The following is a 16305-nucleotide window of genomic DNA, read 5'->3' as shown; positions in this document are numbered from 1 at the left end:
TAAACAATAAGTCTGGGAGTTTATCCGCGATGAATTTTAACCTAATTTTCAAGCCTATTTTAATTGCCATTATGGCGATAGGTTTATTAAGTGCTTGTGAAAAACCAAAAGAAATAGCAGAAAAACCACAATTAAGGCCGGTCAGAACCTTGGTAGTACAAACCCTTGATGTTAGCCAAACGTTAGAATTTACCGCGGTTGTTGATGCTGTTAATCGCGCCGATTTAGCTTTTAAAATATCTGGCGAGTTGACTGAATTCTTGGTTAAACAAGGTGATGTAGTAAAAAAAGGTGACATCATCGCTAAACTCGATGACAGTGATCTGAAAATATACTTGGCTGAAGCACAAGCTCATTATGATAAAGCCATGGCGGATTTAACCCGTGCTAAAAATCTACTTAAAACGCAATATATCTCTGCTTCAGAATTTGATCAAATCAGAGCGAATGCCCAATCTACTAAGGCACAGCTAGCGACTGCCAACAACAACTTAAAATACAGTGTACTCACCGCTTCATTTGATGGTGTTATTGCTAAGGTATACAGTAAAAATCATCAAGAAATTAACGCGAAAGAGCGTATTGTTCGATTGCATGATTTAAGTAAAATTCAACTGATTGTTAATATTCCTGAAAGTATCATGATTCATCTGCGAAAAAATAGCGTTAAAGGTGGTGTTAGTGCCAAATTTAATTCAATAGACAATGAACTGTTTCCGTTAGAGTTTAGTGAAGTTGCTACCCTTGCCGATGAATACAGTAAAACCTATGAAGTGATTTTCACCATGCAATCACCTAAAAACTATGTGATTTTGCCTGGCATGACAGCCTCAGTAAGTGCCAATTTATCACTCGGTCGTTCGTCACACAGCAATTCATTACCAGGAAAGAATAATGAGCAAAACCAAGCCAGCTTTTATTTACCCAGTCATACCGTGTTAAAAGATGCTCAAGGTAATTTTGTCTTTGTTGTGCAAAAGCATGACCTCGGTGTTGGCAAAATAGTAAGGAAATCCGTAGTGGTAGGGGGTATCACTGCACAAGGTATTGAGGTTTTTGCCGGTTTAACTTCTGCCTTAACTTCAGTATTAAAGACTGGCGATTACGTGATAAGTGCCGGCATGAGTAAAATATCATCGGGTAGCTTAGTTAAATTTACTCCCGCTAGTGATTTGATTAGCCATTAATAACTAGAAAGCCACAACTAAAAGATAAGAAGAAAAGGACAGTTAATGAATATTACCCGTATGGCTATCACTAATAATCGCACCACGTTTATGTTGTTAATAGTGATACTGTTTTTTGGTGTAAATGCTTATAAAAATATGCCCAAGGATTACGATCCTGGTTTTATTATTCGCACTGCGCAAGTGATTACCCAGTTCCCCGGTGCTAGCCCTGAGCGGGTTGAAATGTTAATTACGGATAAACTAGAGCGGGTTATTCAAGAGTTACCTGAATTAGACTTTGTTAAAAGTGAATCTCGTACTGGCATTTCAATTATTAGTGTCAATATCAAAGAAAGTTACCGTAATCTACGGCCTATTTGGGATAACTTACGCCGTAAAATTGACGCAGCACAAAGTCAGTTACCCGCCGAGAGTTTCCCATCCATTGTTAATGATGAGTTTGGCGATGTTTTTGGTATTGTCATTGGCTTAACTGCGGAAGGCTACAATTACCGAGACATGAAAACCATTGCTGACCAAGCCAAGGACGCCATGCTTCGGTTAACGGAAGCGGCAAAAGTCGAGGTGTTTGGTGAGCAACAAGAACATATTTTTCTTGAATATGATAATGCCCATCTAGCCAACTTAGGCATATCGCCAAGCCAATTAAGTGAGCAACTTTCCAGCCGTAATATTGTTATTTCGGGCGGCAGTATTATTTTAGGGGATGAGCAAATTCCCCTAGAGCCCAGCGGTAACTTTGAAAATATCGATGAAATTAAAAGAACCATTATCCAAATTCCTGGTAGTGACCGTCTACTTTATTTAAGCGACTTGGTTACTATTAAACGTAGTTATGTTGACCCTATGCAAACTAAGGTCAGTCTTTCGGGAGAGCAGGGCTTATCTATTGCCATTGCTATGCGTCAAGGTGGAAATAATATTCTACTTGGCCAACAAGTAAATGAGCTTATCGCTAACCTTAACCAAAGTTATCCCATTGGTGTAGAATTTGAGGCGGTGTCTTTCCTGCCTTTTGATGTCGAGAAAAAGGTCAATGATTTTTCTAGCAGCTTGATTCAAGCTGTAATTATCGTGACCTTAGTGATGTTACTCAGTTTAGGTTTTAGAACGGGCTTAATCGTTGCTGTGCTTATTCCATCGAGTATGATTTTTGGCATACTGATCATGTCATTCTTTAATATTGGCATAGACCAAATCTCCTTAGCCGCGCTTATTATTTCGCTAGGTATGTTGGTGGATAACGGCATAGTCATGTCTGAAAGCATTATGGTGTCGATGGAAAAAGGCAAAAAAGCCATTGATGCGGCAGTAGACTCGGCAAATGAGTTAAAAATACCACTGCTTACTTCTTCATTAACCACTGCGGCGGCATTCTTACCCATATTTTTGGCGGAGTCGGCTACGGGAGAATACACGGCTTCTCTTTTTAAAGTGGTCAGCATTACTTTATTGTGTTCATGGGTTTTATCAATGACAGTAATCCCTATGTTGTGTGTCAAATTTATGAAAGTAAAGAAGACTACGCAGCTGTTTGATAGCCGATTATTTGCCGGCTATCGCGCACTATTGCTTAACTTACTGCGTTTTCGTTGGTTAACACTTTTGGTTACCTTGGGCTTGTTTATCACCGCTATCTGGGGACTTTCATTTGTGCCTAAATTGTTTTTCCCACCTTCTGACCGTGCTTTTTTCAAAATGGAATTAGAAATGCCCATTGGCACCACTTTAGCGGCAACAGAGCGAGTCACCGAGCAAGTTGAAAGCTTTATCCGTGCAGAGTTACAGGCAACGCCAGAGCTAGATACCGGTGTCACTAATTGGGTAACTTACCTAGGTAACGGCGGCCCGCGCTTCTTATTAACTCATAATCCGAAACCGACCAGTAGTAACTATGCGTTGATGATCATAAATCTAACCAGTAAAGATTTGGTCGACGAAACCATGGATAAACTTGAGCGTTATAGCTTGGCAACATTCCCTGATTTATTGGTAAAACTTCGTAAAATTGAAAATGGTGCTCCCATTGCCAATCCAGTAGAGGTACGTATTAACGGTGCCGAATCTGAGCAATTATTTATTATTGTTGAGCAAGTTAAACAACGTATGGCACAAATTAACGGTGTTAAAGCTATTAGTGATAATTGGGGCATGCCAATTAAAAAATTGCAGGTCGATATTAACCAAAGTCGTGCTCGTCGTGCGGGTGTAACCAGTAAAGATATTGCCATATCATTGCAAACCGGTCTTTCTGGCCTTGAGCTAAGTCAGTATAGGGAAGGGGATATCGTTATACCGATTACCCTGCGCACACAAGCTGACGATCGCCAAGACATTGGTAAATTACAAGCTTTAGCTGTGTACTCGCAAGCTACCGGTAGTTCAGTACCGTTAACACAAGTAGCAGATATCAAGGTGGTATGGCAATCCGCTAAGATTTTACGTCGTGACCGCTTAAAGACCATCACCATTGGTGGCCAAATTGATAATACGATTACTGCGAACCAAGCCTTTAATGAGCTTTTGCCCTGGCTTGAGACACAGCAAAAAAACTGGCCATTAACCTATACTTTTGAGCTTGGTGGTGAATATGAAACATCAGGTAAAGCCAATAAATCCATCGGCGAGAAGTTACCTATTGCCGGTTTTATTATTTTGCTGTTACTTATTGCCCAATTTAACTCGGTTAGAAAAGCCTTAATAATCTTATTAACTATTCCATTAGGCCTAATTGGCGTAACCAGTGGTTTGTTAGTTGGGCAATCTTTTATTGGTTTTATGACCTTATTGGGTATTATCTCTTTAGCCGGTATCGTTATAAATAATGCCATTGTTTTATTAGAGCGTATTAAAATAGAAGAGCAGGCACTGCCTGAAAACCCATGCCAAGCTATTATCAACGCCGCTCAGCAAAGGCTTAGACCGATAGTACTTACCACAGCAACCACCATATTTGGTCTAATTCCGTTATACCTAGGTGGTGGTGAGTTCTGGGAGCCTATGGCGATTGCCATTATCGGCGGCTTGTTGTTTTCTACAGTGTTTACTTTAGGTGTTATTCCCGTGGTTTATGCGGTATTGTTTTCTATTAAAACGCCGACAAAAGCAATGAATGCTTAACTTATTTCTTTAGCGGAGAAACTAAAATATTTTGTGCGTGTCTGCGTAGTGAAATAGCAAAATAGGTCAGGTATACTAAGTGAAATGCCCGCAAATGGTTCATAGACAACATTTGCGGGTTAAACTTTTTTATATCATTGCATGAGTAATTAAATGGCCGTTATTAATTGTCCGGGTTGTTCGAAAAAAATTTCCGACAAAGCGAAAAGCTGTAATCACTGTAACCTTAATTTATCTGGGCTTGATGCCGAGAAAATTGCCAGTATTAACCGAGTTGACTTAATCAATAAAACTCAACGCCTAATGAATTACTCATTCATCGCCATGCTGTTATTTTGTGGTGGCTTCTTATTTATGTTTTGGGATAATGTTGAACCAGGTAGTTGGCAACATAACTTAGCCATGGTCAGTGCTATGCTCGGTTTTGTTATGTATATAATTATCCGCGCCATGTTGCTCTTTACCAAGCGTAAAGCGAACTAGCTTTATTTTTCTTGTGAAGCAAATAAAAAACTATCAATTAATACTACTTAACCCTCGGAATTCTGATGGATTTACTTAACACCATAGACGCTATGTCAAATGACATGTATTTACGCTTAAAATGTGCCGCGGAAACAGGCAAGTGGCCTGAAGGTACTGTGGTTGATAAAGCCCAGCGCGCCACGGCTTTGCAATTAACTATGGCCTATCAAGCTAGACATTTAGAAAATGATCAAATGCTAACCATTGGTCCTGATGGCCATATCGTTGAAAAAAACAAACGCCAGCTTAAAGCTCAATTCTCTAGCTATAAGCCGGAAGAAAAACTTAAAAGCTGTGACAAACCAACACAAGCGGATATCGCTTATTTCAGTAACAATGAGCTGTAAGTATTACAGTTAAACCTTATTGTTATTCTTCAACTGAATGAAACCAAATAAACTATGATTTTCTCCTCTTTTTTTAAAACAAAAGCCAACTGGCAACATAAAGACGCGACGGTACGTATCACCGCCATTAATGATGAGTTATCGGCGAGTAACAGCGAACAACTTGCCATTTTAACGGAACTTATCCAGCAAGATGTCAGTGATTTAGTACGTCGAGCAGCCTTGATTAAAGTGGCCTCTTTTGATAGTTACCTTGAAGCAAGCCATAAGAATTCCCAAGCTAAGGTAAAACAATTTGCCGGCAAACAGGTACATGATATTTTGGCGACCGATCACAAAATTGTGCTATCGGCTGAGATAAAACAAAGTATATTAGCGAAACAAGCGCACAGCCCATTACTCGGTACAGCGTTATTAGAAGCATGGTTAGCCCATGAAAAAGACAGTGCAATTATGATTGCGCTTTATCAGCAAATTAGTGCCCGTAAAACCTCTACCCATTTGTTAAGCCATAGTTTTAGTCAAAAACAAAATCCTGACTTTCAAAGCTACTTACTTGAGCAAGTTGATGATGCCAAAGTATTAGAGAAACTGAGTAAAAAGGCCTGTAATGAAGTCTTAGCTCAAAAAATTCAAGACAAACTTGCCGCCATCCAAACCGCCATTGAAAAACCGCTAAAATTGGCCAAGAAAATACAACTTGTTTTAGCCAAATTACAAGCACTAAAAGACGTTGCTGATTATGGCGAGTATAAGAAACGTAAGTCAGTGTTAATTCAACAGTGGCAAACATTTGAGCCAGAACTAGCGATTTTTAACGAAGAAGAATTATCAGCTTTTAATGATAAGTACCAAGGCATAATGAGCCAATTGGATAAGTTATTTATCGCCAAAGCTGAAAACTATCAGCAACAGATCATTGCCGATAAATTAGCGCATGATAAACAGCAAGACAAAAAAGACTTTACCCAGCAGCTTAATCACATTAGCCAAGCGATAACAACGGCAGTATTTTCCAGTGATAACTTTGATGAAGAACAGTTTAAAAGTTTACTCGGTCAGTTAACCACAGACATTAATGCCTCGGTACTGAATAAAGACGAGCAACAAATTTTTATCAAGCAAGTTAACCAGTTAACTAAACGTTTAGGTGAAATACCAGAGATTGCTGAATCGGTAAGTCAAGCGACCAATTTAATCTCTAAAATATCGCAACTTACTTTACCTAAGTCATTAAACGAGTTAAATACGCGTCAAGAAACTTACCAAGACTGGTTAAAAGCATGGCGAGTAATTGAGCAAAAAACTGCCGGGATTTTACCTGAGTCTATTGTGCAAGCGCAAAAACAAATTATCAGTACTTGGCAAGGTGGTTTAAAGCCATTACAAAGTCAGCAAAAAGAATTGTTTTTCCAACATAAGAAAAAATTACAAGATATAAAGCGTCTACTTAGCAATGGTAAATACAAAGTTTGTTTTGGTTTATTTAAGGGTGTGAAAGAGACTATTGAGCAACTTTCTGCTCAGCAACAACAACAGTTGCAACGTGATTTTGACCAAGTTAGCGAAAAAATGATCGAGCTGAGCGATTGGGAACATTATATCGCGACACCTCGTAAACAAGAGCTAGTTATAGCAGTGCAAGCACTGGTTGAAACGCCACTGGATAATCCTAATGAACAAGCAGCAAAAGTTAAAGAATTCCGCGGTACTTGGAATTCTTTAGGTCATGCCGATGAAGATATTGATAAACAATTAAATGAGCAGTTTAATCAGCTTTGTGAACAAGCTTTTGCACCTTGTCGGTTATTCTATGCCGAGCAGGATAAAATCCGTGCGCAGCATTTAGAGCAACGTCAAAAGATATTAGCGCAAGCTGAGCAACTTGCGAGTGAATTAACGCTTGTTGCTGATATTGAGAATGGTCAAGAGACGCCAGTTATTGATTTTAAAAAGCTCGACGGGCAATTAAATACCGTACAACAGCAATGGAACAATGCTGGCGAAGTGGATCGTAATCAATACAAAAAATTACAGCAGCAATTTAAAAATGCTATTGCGCCTATTAAAACCGCCATCAGTACTTTTCATTTAAGTAACAGTGAAGAAAAACAAGCCTTGATCGTTAAAGCACAGCAGTTACTCGCTGGTGATGATGTTTTTTCTGCAATTGAATCCGCTAAACAACTACAACAGCAATGGCGTGCAATAGGCTTTGCTGGCAACCATCAAGAAAATCTGTTGTGGCAACAATTTCGTAAAGTAAACGATGAATTATTTGCTAAAAGACAAGCGTTAAAGTCAGAGCAGCAAGCGGCGTTCACCAGTCAACAACAAGCGTTTGATGAAAAAGTGCAAGCAATAGAAGAGTCGCTTAGTGCTTTTGCAGGTCAAGAAGCTGAAGAAGGCTCTAACCTAGATACTACTCCTGCAAATAACCAAGCATTAAAAGCTATTGACCAACAAGCAGAAACCTTACTGCAAGAAGTTATTGCTAATAAGCCGGTTATCAAGGCAGTGGCAGTACGCATTGAAAAGATTATTAAGCAAGTAGAGCAAATAATTAACACTAATAATCAAGTTAAGGAACAACAAAGTTGGTCGAACTTGTTTGAGTTAATGTCGGTACAGGCGCCAAACAACAAAGGTGTTGAGGCATTATCAGCATCGAATATGTTTAACAAGCTAAGCAGTTTTTGGCAAAAGCGTTTTCAAGAGCATGTTAAGCTAACCAATCAAGTTGATGGTAGCCGTCGCTTCGATAAAACCTTAGAAATTGAAATACTGGGTAAAAGTGATTCGCCGGTAGAGCTAGCTGATCAGCGTATGAAAGTTCAAGTACAATTAATGCAAGAGCAAATGCTGTCTGGTATCGAGATTGATCTCAGTAAATTACTGGTCGATTGGTTAATGTTAGGTACGCTTACCGAAGGTGACTTACCGTTAATTGCACGTTTAAAAACAATTTATTGCCAATAGCGTTTTTTAGAAGTATCGCTATTTAGCGAAGACCTAGCGAACAGATAACTAAAAATCAGTTTACTTCTTTACCAAGAGGCAAACTGATTTTTTTGGTTTATACCCGTTTCATTAAGTTTGTGATCTTGTTGTGTACTGGAAAAACTAATCAAAGCAGGCGCTCGATTGACCAATAGCGGGCGTGTGTAATTGAGAGCAAAGTCGCCTTGGCGTATTTTACCTCACGCAGTTGCGCAATAATGCAACGATAAATAATTTTAGAAAGTGCACATCAACAAAATGGTACAGAAGACAATAAGTAAGCTATGAGCAAAGTATTTTAAATATAACAAAGAATAACAAGTGGTTACAATTAATCTTATCCGGAGCGATTATAATACTTCACAGAAAATAGTATTAAGATAATTTAGGGTTAGCAGGGTACATGGCACAGTTAAGAAACAGAACACATGGATTTACCTTAATTGAGCTCATTGTGGTTATTGTTATTTTAGGCATATTAGCGGTAACGGCTGCACCTAAATTTATTGATTTAACCGGTGACTCTAGGGCAGCAACACTAGAAGCTGTTGGCGGGGCAATGGCCAGTGGCTTACAACTTATTAATTCTCGTGCGATCATTGATAATGAGCATTTAGGCATTGGGGTAATTCAAATCGCTGATGTTGAAATTCCACTTTATAATGGTTATCCCTCAGTTCGTGGTCGAGATAGCTTTATTAAATTAAATGCACAAGTAAAAGCTTGGTTAGAAATAGATGCTGTAGATCGTAATACCGCCAATAGAAACCGTAATGCGGCTCCTTTCTTCACCGACAAATCAACGGCTAATAACTACATCTATATTTTCTTGATTGATGATTATGATCAAAAATCAACGATTAAATGTCATGTTAGATATGAAAACAGCGAAAATGGCACACCAAAAAAACCAGTTATCACTATTGAAACCAGTGAATGTTAGAAAATTAATTCACTATTTATTGATCAAACACTATCAACAGACTAATCACTCCCTACAAACCCCTACACTTATTTTAAGTTGCTCAATGCCCCCTAAAGAACGCCTAGTTAAATGAAATGGCTGTGTAATTTCTTGCTTCCTTTTTTAGCAACGACAGCGTAGTCTGCTTTATCAGTTTGATAATAATGTTGAAGTCTAACTTTGCTCATCGGCATTAATTATCTCGGCACTAGTTTAAAACAAGTATTCGTGCCTGCTAGTGACGTTTCAACGCTAGTACTTCTTATTAAGGGATTTAACATGAAATTTATATATGCTGTGGCTTGTACTTTTTTGCTGTCATCTTGCGTTTACTATAGCGTACAAAGAGACTTTGGTGGTGACCCTTCAGCGCCTTGTACTAAAGGTTCTACAAAAGATAATGACCGATGTAAAGCGGAAATAAAAGCGCTTAATATCGAATTGAAAAACACTCACAATGATTAAAACCGTATTAACCTGCACAAGGTAAGCTAGTCACTGGTAAATATTTATCTAAGCACAGTTACCACTACTAATGAAAAAGGACATTTTATGAAGTTTTTGCTATCAAGTTTACTCAGCGTTTTATTAACCTTGCCACTTATGGTCAGCGCACAAGATAAAGCTTTCAACTATGAACAATTTACTCAAGACTATTTCACTGCCTGGACCAAGGTGCAAAAGCCCAATGCTAGCAAGCAAGATTTAGAGCATTATTTATCTTATCTAACCGATGATATCGGTTACCAGCATTTACCTTATGCAAATGATGATAGTCGTGCTGCCGATGGTAAGGCGCTGATGCGTAAAGGCATGAGTTATTACTTGGGCATTCATACCGAGTACCAAGCACAGTTGACTAATAGTGCCTATGGCAATAATGTCATTATGATTAAATTTAACACTCAAGCGAAGGGGATACATCCTGATAATGGTCAAGAAATCATTATTAATAACAGTACTTTTGAGGTGCTAGAAATTGAAAAGGGTAAAATATCTGTTATTCGTCATTACAGTAGTTAATGGCTTGATTCATCGACATCAGGAATTTATATGATCAGGGCTGTACAAGAGCAAGATGCTAAAGCCATTAGCGATATTTATAATTATTATATCGCTAATACAGTAATCACTTTTGAAGAAGATATTTTAACGGCAGCAGAGATGCAACGGCGTATCACTAGTGTACTCGCTGCGGATTTACCTTGGCTTGTCGTAGAAGACGAGCTTGGAGAAATACTTGGTTATGCTTATGCCAGTAAATGGCGTGAACGTTTCTCCTATCGTTTCTCTGTTGAAGTTACCGTCTATTTATCACCAGAGCAGAGCGGTAAAGGCCTGGGCACTCAATTGTATCAAGCATTGTTTACCGAGCTTAAAAATAGAAACATTCATAGCGTAATCGGCGGCATTACTTTACCCAATGCGGCTAGTGTTGCTGTGCATGAGAAATTTTCTCTGGCAAAGGTGGCTCACTTTAAAGAAGTCGGCTTTAAGTTTAACCAGTGGCTTGATGTCGGTTATTGGCAAGGCACTCTTTAGTCGCTAGCATTAGCAACTTTCTTTAACGAATAGTTCAAGCACTAGTTCAAGTAACAGCTCATTTATAAAGCGAATTTATGAGTGGCAACAAGGCCTTACAACTCAGCATTTTTATCCTCGCGTAATACAACTTACCATACCGGTTAATCGGCTCAATTCCCTTACAATTCGCTAGTGTTTATGATTAAGTACTAGCAGTTATTTAGCTAGTCCAGCTAATACCCGTTTCATTAAGTTCGTCATCTTGTTGTGCATAGGGAAAATAAATCAAAGCAGGGCGCTTGATTGACCAATAGCTGTCTATTGGCAATAAGAGCAACGCCGTCTTGGCGTATTTTAACCCGCACAAGTGGCAATAATTTAATGGAATTGGGTTAAAACATACAATACAAATGTATAAGGTAGTTCTCATTATGTCGAAAATCCTATCGTCAAAAAAGCTCCTGCTCTCAGGTGTAGCACTAAGTGTACTGTTGGCATTGCCAACTGCTTTTGCCCAATCAAATACAAACATTAACGAAACCAGCACCAGCGAAACTATTGCTAAAGACGTAGCAACAAAATGGTCTGTTAACGAGCCTCAAGGAGAATTTACCACAGCGAACATTGATGTTCGCTCAGGTACTTGGATGAATGTTGACTTAAGTCCTGATGGAAAAACCATTGTTTTTGATTTGCTCGGAGATATTTACACTATGCCAGCCTCTGGCGGTGAAGCTAAAGCATTGATGACAGATATTGCTTGGCAAATGCAACCACGCTTTAGCCCAGATGGTAAATACATTGCCTTTACATCAGATGAAGATGGTGGCGATAACTTATGGATAATGAAAGCCGATGGCAGTGATGCTAAAGCGGTAACCACTGAAACTTTTCGGTTATTAAATAGTCCAGCTTGGTCACCTGATGGTAATTACTTGGTTGGCCGTAAGCACTACACCGGTACGCGCTCTTTAGGTGCTGGTGAAGTGTGGATGTATCATAAGTCGGGTGGCAATGGCATTATGTTAACCAAACGTCCTAATGAGCAAAAAGATTTAGGTGAACCCGCATTCTCTCATGACGGTAAATACGTTTACTTCTCTCAAGATGCTACGCCAGGTAAATCTTTCCATTACTCAAAAGACTCAGTGAAGGGCATTTATAAAATTAAACGCCTAGAGCTTGAAACCGGCGAAATTAAAGTCATTGTTTCCGGTAAAGGCGGCGCGATTAGACCAACACTTTCACCGGATGGTAAGTACCTAGCTTTTATCAGTCGTGATGATTTTCAATCAAACTTATATCTATATGATCTTAAGAGTGGCGCACAAACCAAGGTTTATGATGGTTTAGATCGTGATATGCAAGAGACCTGGGCTATTCATGGTGTTTATCCTACTATGGCTTGGACCCCAGAAAGTGATGGTTTAGTCTTTTGGGCCGGCGGTAAAATTAATAAATTATCACTGGATTCGAAAAAAGCTAAAGTGATTGAATTTCATGTTAAAACACAAAAGAAAATTCAAACTGCTGTGCGTTTCTCGCAAGACTTAGATCAAAAAACCTTTGATACCAAAATGCTACGTGATGTCAAAGTATCACCCAATGGCAAAGTTGCTGTGTTTGAGTCCATGGGCTTGCTTTATACCAAGAGCCTACCAAATGGCAAACCAAAACGCTTAACCAAACAAAAAAGTCAGTTTGAGCTTAACCCAAGTTTTTCACGTGATGGTAAAAAAATTGTTTATGTGAGCTGGGATGATAAAAACTTAGGTCAAGTACGTGTAGTCTCAAGCCGAGGCGGTAAAGGTAAAACTATTACCCGTGAGCCTGGAAAGTATGTTGAACCCAGCTTCTCACCTAATGGTAAAACCGTGGTTTATCGTAAAATCAGCGGCGGCTCTATTATCGACCCTACTTGGGGCTTAAATCCTGGTATTTATGCGGTTTCGGCGAAAGGTGGTAAGGCTGAACTGGTTACAGAAAGCGGTTTACAACCACACTTTGGCGCACGTAATGATCGTATATATGTTACACGCAATGGCAAAACGCCGCATATTGCTCGTATCGATTTAGATGGGCAACATGATACCAAGTTATATCAAGGTAAATTCGCCTCAGAATACCGTGTATCGCCAGATGGTAATTACCTTGCTTTTGCCGAGCGCTTTAAAGTATTTGTTACGCCATTGGTAGAACGTGGTGATGTTATTGATATTGGTCCTAAAGCGAAAAATTTACCGGTAGAGCAGTTATCAATACGTGCTGGTGAAGGTATTAACTGGAATGGTAGGTCCAATGAGCTTTATTGGAGCCTAGGTGCAGACTTATACCAAGCTTCAGTAAAAGGCCTGTTTGAAATCAGCAGCGATGTCAGCGATAAGGCTACTTATAGCGATAAAACTAGCAGTAAAACAAAGGCTAAAGAGACTGAACAATCGGCGAGTGATGTTAAAAACGAAGTCAAAGTGATTAACTTAAGCTACCAGCAAAAAGTTGATATTCCATCGGGTCGTGTTGCCTTTGTTGGCGGTACAGTGATCACTATGGAAGGTGAGCAAGTTATCGAAAATGGCGTTGTGCTAGTAGAAGGTAACAAAATCAAAGCCGTTGGCACTAAAGCACAGGTAAAAATTCCAAGTGATGCTTACATAGTTGATATTACCGGAAAAACCGTTATGCCTGGACTAATTGATGCCCATGCTCATGGTTCACAAGGCAGTAACGAAATTATTCCACAGCAGAACTGGAAAAACTATGCTGGTTTAGCGTTAGGAGTAACATCAATTCATGATCCATCTAACGATACCACTGAATTCTTTGCTGCTAGCGAAATGCAAAAAGCCGGTAAGATAGTCGCCGCCCGTTTATTCTCTACTGGTACAATTTTATATGGTGCTACTATCCCTGGCTATACCTCACATGTTGATAGTCTGGACGATGCTAAATTTCACGTTGAACGTTTAAAAGCAGCGGGTGCCTTTAGTGTTAAAAGCTATAACCAACCACGTCGTAATCAACGTCAGCAATTTATTCAAGCCGCACGTGAATTAGAAATGATGGTTGTGCCTGAAGGGGGCTCATTACTGCAACATAATTTAACTATGCTTGTTGACGGTCATACCACCTTAGAACACTCTATTTCTACTGCTAAAATTTATGATGATATCAAGCAGTTATGGTCACAATCTGACATGGCTTACACGCCAACTATGGGTGTTGCTTATGGCGGTATTTCAGGTGAAAATTATTGGTACGATACCACTAATGTTTGGGAACATCCGCGCTTAAGTAAATATGTGCCAAGTGAGTTTTTAGACCCTCGCTCGATGCGTCGTCCAAAAGCGCCATTGCATCACTATAACCATTTTAATGTCGCCAAAGTGGCAAAAGAGATGCAGGACTTAGGTGTTGAAGTAAACGCTGGTGGTCACGGTCAACGTGAAGGTTTAGCCATGCACTGGGAAATGTGGATGATGGCGCAGGGTGGTATGACACCACTGCAAGCTATTCGTACTGCCACTATTTCACCAGCAAGAACTCTTGGTTTAGATAAAGATCTGGGCTCATTAACAGTGGGTAAACTTGCCGATATGATTGTTATTGACGGTGATGTTAGTAAAGACATTCGCTTAAGTGACAAAGTTACCCACACCATGGTGAATGGCCGTTTATATAACGCTGAAACCATGAATGAAATAGGTAACTATGATAACAAACGTGAAAAGTTCTACTTTGAAGACAAGTAAAAGCTTGCTTCATTGGTAAATGTTAACAGTTAAAACAAGGCCAGCAGGTAAACTTGCTGGCTTTTTTATTTACCTAATTGAAGTGTTAGTTAATGAGTTAGGCACTGAAGTACTAATAAATACATTAAAAGGAAATTAACGAATGCAAAAGAGCTTACAAGAAAAAATTATAGCTGTGTGTGATAAAAAAATAGCCCTAAAGGGCACTAATGTCGGTTTATCATTTTATGCATTTTTTGCTAATAAAAATGATGACCCTGAATTATTGATGGAAGCGGCAAGCTGGTGGATCATCACCCATAAACTTGACCACTTTGAAAAAGCACTAAAAATTAAAGCATTGGTAATATCCGAGCAGTAGCTTGTGATTAGCCTTTAACTATTAAAAAAAAGTGGGATTACTAGCCATTGGTCAGCTTCCGCCTGTAAAAATGTTAGCCAAGATCGATAAGTCTTTTTAGGTTTTATATGTTGGTAAACTAATACTCGGACAAAGGCTAAAAAATATGAAAGTAGTGTTATGTTATGGTGATTCAAATACTTATGGCTACGTCCCCGGTACAGGGGCACGATACCCTTTCGAAAAGCGTTGGACAGGCGTGTTACAAAAGCAGCTAGGTTGTGACGTGAGAGTAATAGAGCAAGGGCTAAGTGGCAGGACAACCATAGTGGACGATCCGGCCCGTGCAGACAAAAATGGAGCGACATTTTTACCGCAATGTTTGGAGTCACATTCTCCAGTTGATGTGCTGGTATTAATGCTAGGAACTAATGACATTCTGCAACAATCCTCAGCGACAGTACAGGATGCATCTCGAGGCGTATCAAAGCTAATCGATTTAATGACAGCAACATGCCTGCGCCTCGACTTGCCAGTTCCTCAAGTATTACTAGTAGCGCCACCGCTTCTCTCCGAGCAGAAAACCGAAGAAAGAGTCGAGCAGAGAACCGAAAACTCAGCCGAAAATAAGCTGACTAGTTCGATTCAAGCGGTAAAAACACATGATTTTTCTGAACAATACCGCGCTATTGCCAATGAACAGCAGTGTGCTTTTCTTGATGCAGCACAACTGGTCTCAGCGAGCAATATTGATGGTATTCACCTTGATGAAGATGCTCATCAGAAGCTTGGTGTTGAAATTGCGCGAATGGCAGATGAAATGCTCTAAATTAAAGCCAATTCGCGATTCAGTTAGCTGTGCCGCGATATTTTATTTTATCGAACTTGTTAGTTCACTTAGTTTTATCAATAGTATTTTAATAGCGAAATATTATAAGTAAACGCCTGATGGTAACTGTATTCTTATACAGTTACTGTGTATTCCTTCTTTCTACAATAAAGCGGGAATATTTCCGCCTTTCACACATCTACCAGTTAAGTGAGTATTTTTAACTCATTGATCTGTCGATAACAATCAAGTAATCTCTTAGCATTATAAAATTAGGGATGATTAATCTCATCTTGTAGAAAGAAGGGGTTTTGCCTCTTAATAAACTGTTATATGCTTTTTAAAAACTACATTTTAGGGCTAGAGAATTCTAGCGTTTTCCGCTAAAAGAGTTGGGTGTTATCGCTAATAAGCTTTTGCCTTTTTATACCTTTTTCAAAGGTGGCAAAGCTATTAACTCTGTTGTAGCTTTTGTGTGTAGCGTAAAAATTCACGGCGTAGCGTTTTTATAACGTGCGCTATAAAATTCGTGCAGTATCTAGTTTAACCAGTGCTGCATATAACAAGGCGCTCAAACGGAAAAAATACAGTTGGCTGCGCTTCGCGCATTATAGCCAACTGCTTTTTTCCGCTTAGCTTAGCGTTAAATTTGCCGAGCAAGCTCGGAGAATCACAATTTACTCTTGTTGGCACTCAAATTTAACAGCAATCCCTCTT

General features: G+C 39.3%; 12 protein-coding genes. All 12 read left to right on the top strand.

Annotated features, from left to right (window positions below):
- The first annotated feature begins 29 nt into the window (after window positions 1-29).
- Window positions 30-1187, top strand: a complete 1158-nt coding sequence (locus HRT55_RS20500) for an efflux RND transporter periplasmic adaptor subunit (protein WP_291624249.1) — start codon at window positions 30-32, stop codon at window positions 1185-1187.
- Window positions 1188-1232: 45 nt separating this feature from the next.
- Window positions 1233-4310, top strand: a complete 3078-nt coding sequence (locus HRT55_RS20495; protein WP_291624247.1) for an efflux RND transporter permease subunit — start codon at window positions 1233-1235, stop codon at window positions 4308-4310.
- Between the two features lie 153 nt (window positions 4311-4463).
- Entirely contained in the window at window positions 4464-4793 is a 330-nt protein-coding gene (locus tag HRT55_RS20490; RefSeq protein ID WP_291624245.1) for a hypothetical protein, read from the top strand.
- Window positions 4794-4858: 65 nt separating this feature from the next.
- Entirely contained in the window at window positions 4859-5182 is a 324-nt protein-coding gene (locus HRT55_RS20485) for a DUF1315 family protein (protein ID WP_291624243.1), read from the top strand.
- Between the two features lie 54 nt (window positions 5183-5236).
- Window positions 5237-8161 carry a DUF349 domain-containing protein gene (locus HRT55_RS20480; protein WP_291624241.1) on the top strand — a complete coding sequence of 975 codons (2925 nt, stop codon included), beginning with the start codon at window positions 5237-5239 and terminating at the stop codon, window positions 8159-8161.
- 424 nt (window positions 8162-8585) lie between these two features.
- Window positions 8586-9125, top strand: a complete 540-nt coding sequence (locus tag HRT55_RS20475; protein WP_291624239.1) for a Tfp pilus assembly protein FimT/FimU — start codon at window positions 8586-8588, stop codon at window positions 9123-9125.
- Window positions 9126-9425: 300 nt separating this feature from the next.
- The gene (locus HRT55_RS20470; RefSeq protein WP_291624237.1) at window positions 9426-9611 is read left to right on the top strand and encodes a hypothetical protein; all 186 of its coding nucleotides are present in this window, start codon (window positions 9426-9428) and stop codon (window positions 9609-9611) included.
- An 87-nt stretch (window positions 9612-9698) separates the two neighbouring features.
- Complete coding sequence (locus HRT55_RS20465; RefSeq protein ID WP_291624236.1) at window positions 9699-10169, top strand: nuclear transport factor 2 family protein; 471 nt, start codon at window positions 9699-9701, stop codon at window positions 10167-10169.
- A 30-nt stretch (window positions 10170-10199) separates the two neighbouring features.
- Window positions 10200-10688 (top strand): arsinothricin resistance N-acetyltransferase ArsN1 family B, encoded by a 489-nt coding sequence (locus HRT55_RS20460; protein WP_291624234.1) that lies wholly within the window; start codon window positions 10200-10202, stop codon window positions 10686-10688.
- 413 nt (window positions 10689-11101) lie between these two features.
- Window positions 11102-14419 (top strand): amidohydrolase family protein, encoded by a 3318-nt coding sequence (locus HRT55_RS20455; protein ID WP_291624231.1) that lies wholly within the window; start codon window positions 11102-11104, stop codon window positions 14417-14419.
- A 142-nt stretch (window positions 14420-14561) separates the two neighbouring features.
- Window positions 14562-14780, top strand: coding sequence for a DUF6500 family protein (locus HRT55_RS20450; RefSeq protein WP_291624228.1), 219 nt, complete (start codon window positions 14562-14564; stop codon window positions 14778-14780).
- A gap of 145 nt (window positions 14781-14925) precedes the next feature.
- Window positions 14926-15588 (top strand): SGNH/GDSL hydrolase family protein, encoded by a 663-nt coding sequence (locus HRT55_RS20445; RefSeq protein WP_291624226.1) that lies wholly within the window; start codon window positions 14926-14928, stop codon window positions 15586-15588.
- The last annotated feature ends 717 nt before the right edge of the window (window positions 15589-16305 follow it).

The sequence above is a fragment of the Colwellia sp. genome (genome assembly GCF_013214175.1).
Lineage (GTDB): Bacteria > Pseudomonadota > Gammaproteobacteria > Enterobacterales > Alteromonadaceae > Colwellia.
This window is presented reverse-complemented; position numbering and strand designations above follow the sequence as displayed.

Excerpts from the sequence above, each read along its gene's own strand:
- HRT55_RS20500 (WP_291624249.1), top strand. The coding sequence starts at position 30 with ATGAATTTTAACCTAATTTTCAAGCCTATTTTAATTGCCATTATGGCG.
- HRT55_RS20495 (WP_291624247.1), top strand. The coding sequence starts at position 1,233 with ATGAATATTACCCGTATGGCTATCACTAATAATCGCACCACGTTTATG.
- HRT55_RS20490 (WP_291624245.1), top strand. The coding sequence starts at position 4,464 with ATGGCCGTTATTAATTGTCCGGGTTGTTCGAAAAAAATTTCCGACAAA.
- HRT55_RS20485 (WP_291624243.1), top strand. The coding sequence starts at position 4,859 with ATGGATTTACTTAACACCATAGACGCTATGTCAAATGACATGTATTTA.
- HRT55_RS20480 (WP_291624241.1), top strand. The coding sequence starts at position 5,237 with ATGATTTTCTCCTCTTTTTTTAAAACAAAAGCCAACTGGCAACATAAA.
- HRT55_RS20475 (WP_291624239.1), top strand. The coding sequence starts at position 8,586 with ATGGCACAGTTAAGAAACAGAACACATGGATTTACCTTAATTGAGCTC.
- HRT55_RS20470 (WP_291624237.1), top strand. The coding sequence starts at position 9,426 with ATGAAATTTATATATGCTGTGGCTTGTACTTTTTTGCTGTCATCTTGC.
- HRT55_RS20465 (WP_291624236.1), top strand. The coding sequence starts at position 9,699 with ATGAAGTTTTTGCTATCAAGTTTACTCAGCGTTTTATTAACCTTGCCA.
- HRT55_RS20460 (WP_291624234.1), top strand. The coding sequence starts at position 10,200 with ATGATCAGGGCTGTACAAGAGCAAGATGCTAAAGCCATTAGCGATATT.
- HRT55_RS20455 (WP_291624231.1), top strand. The coding sequence starts at position 11,102 with ATGTCGAAAATCCTATCGTCAAAAAAGCTCCTGCTCTCAGGTGTAGCA.
- HRT55_RS20450 (WP_291624228.1), top strand. The coding sequence starts at position 14,562 with ATGCAAAAGAGCTTACAAGAAAAAATTATAGCTGTGTGTGATAAAAAA.
- HRT55_RS20445 (WP_291624226.1), top strand. The coding sequence starts at position 14,926 with ATGAAAGTAGTGTTATGTTATGGTGATTCAAATACTTATGGCTACGTC.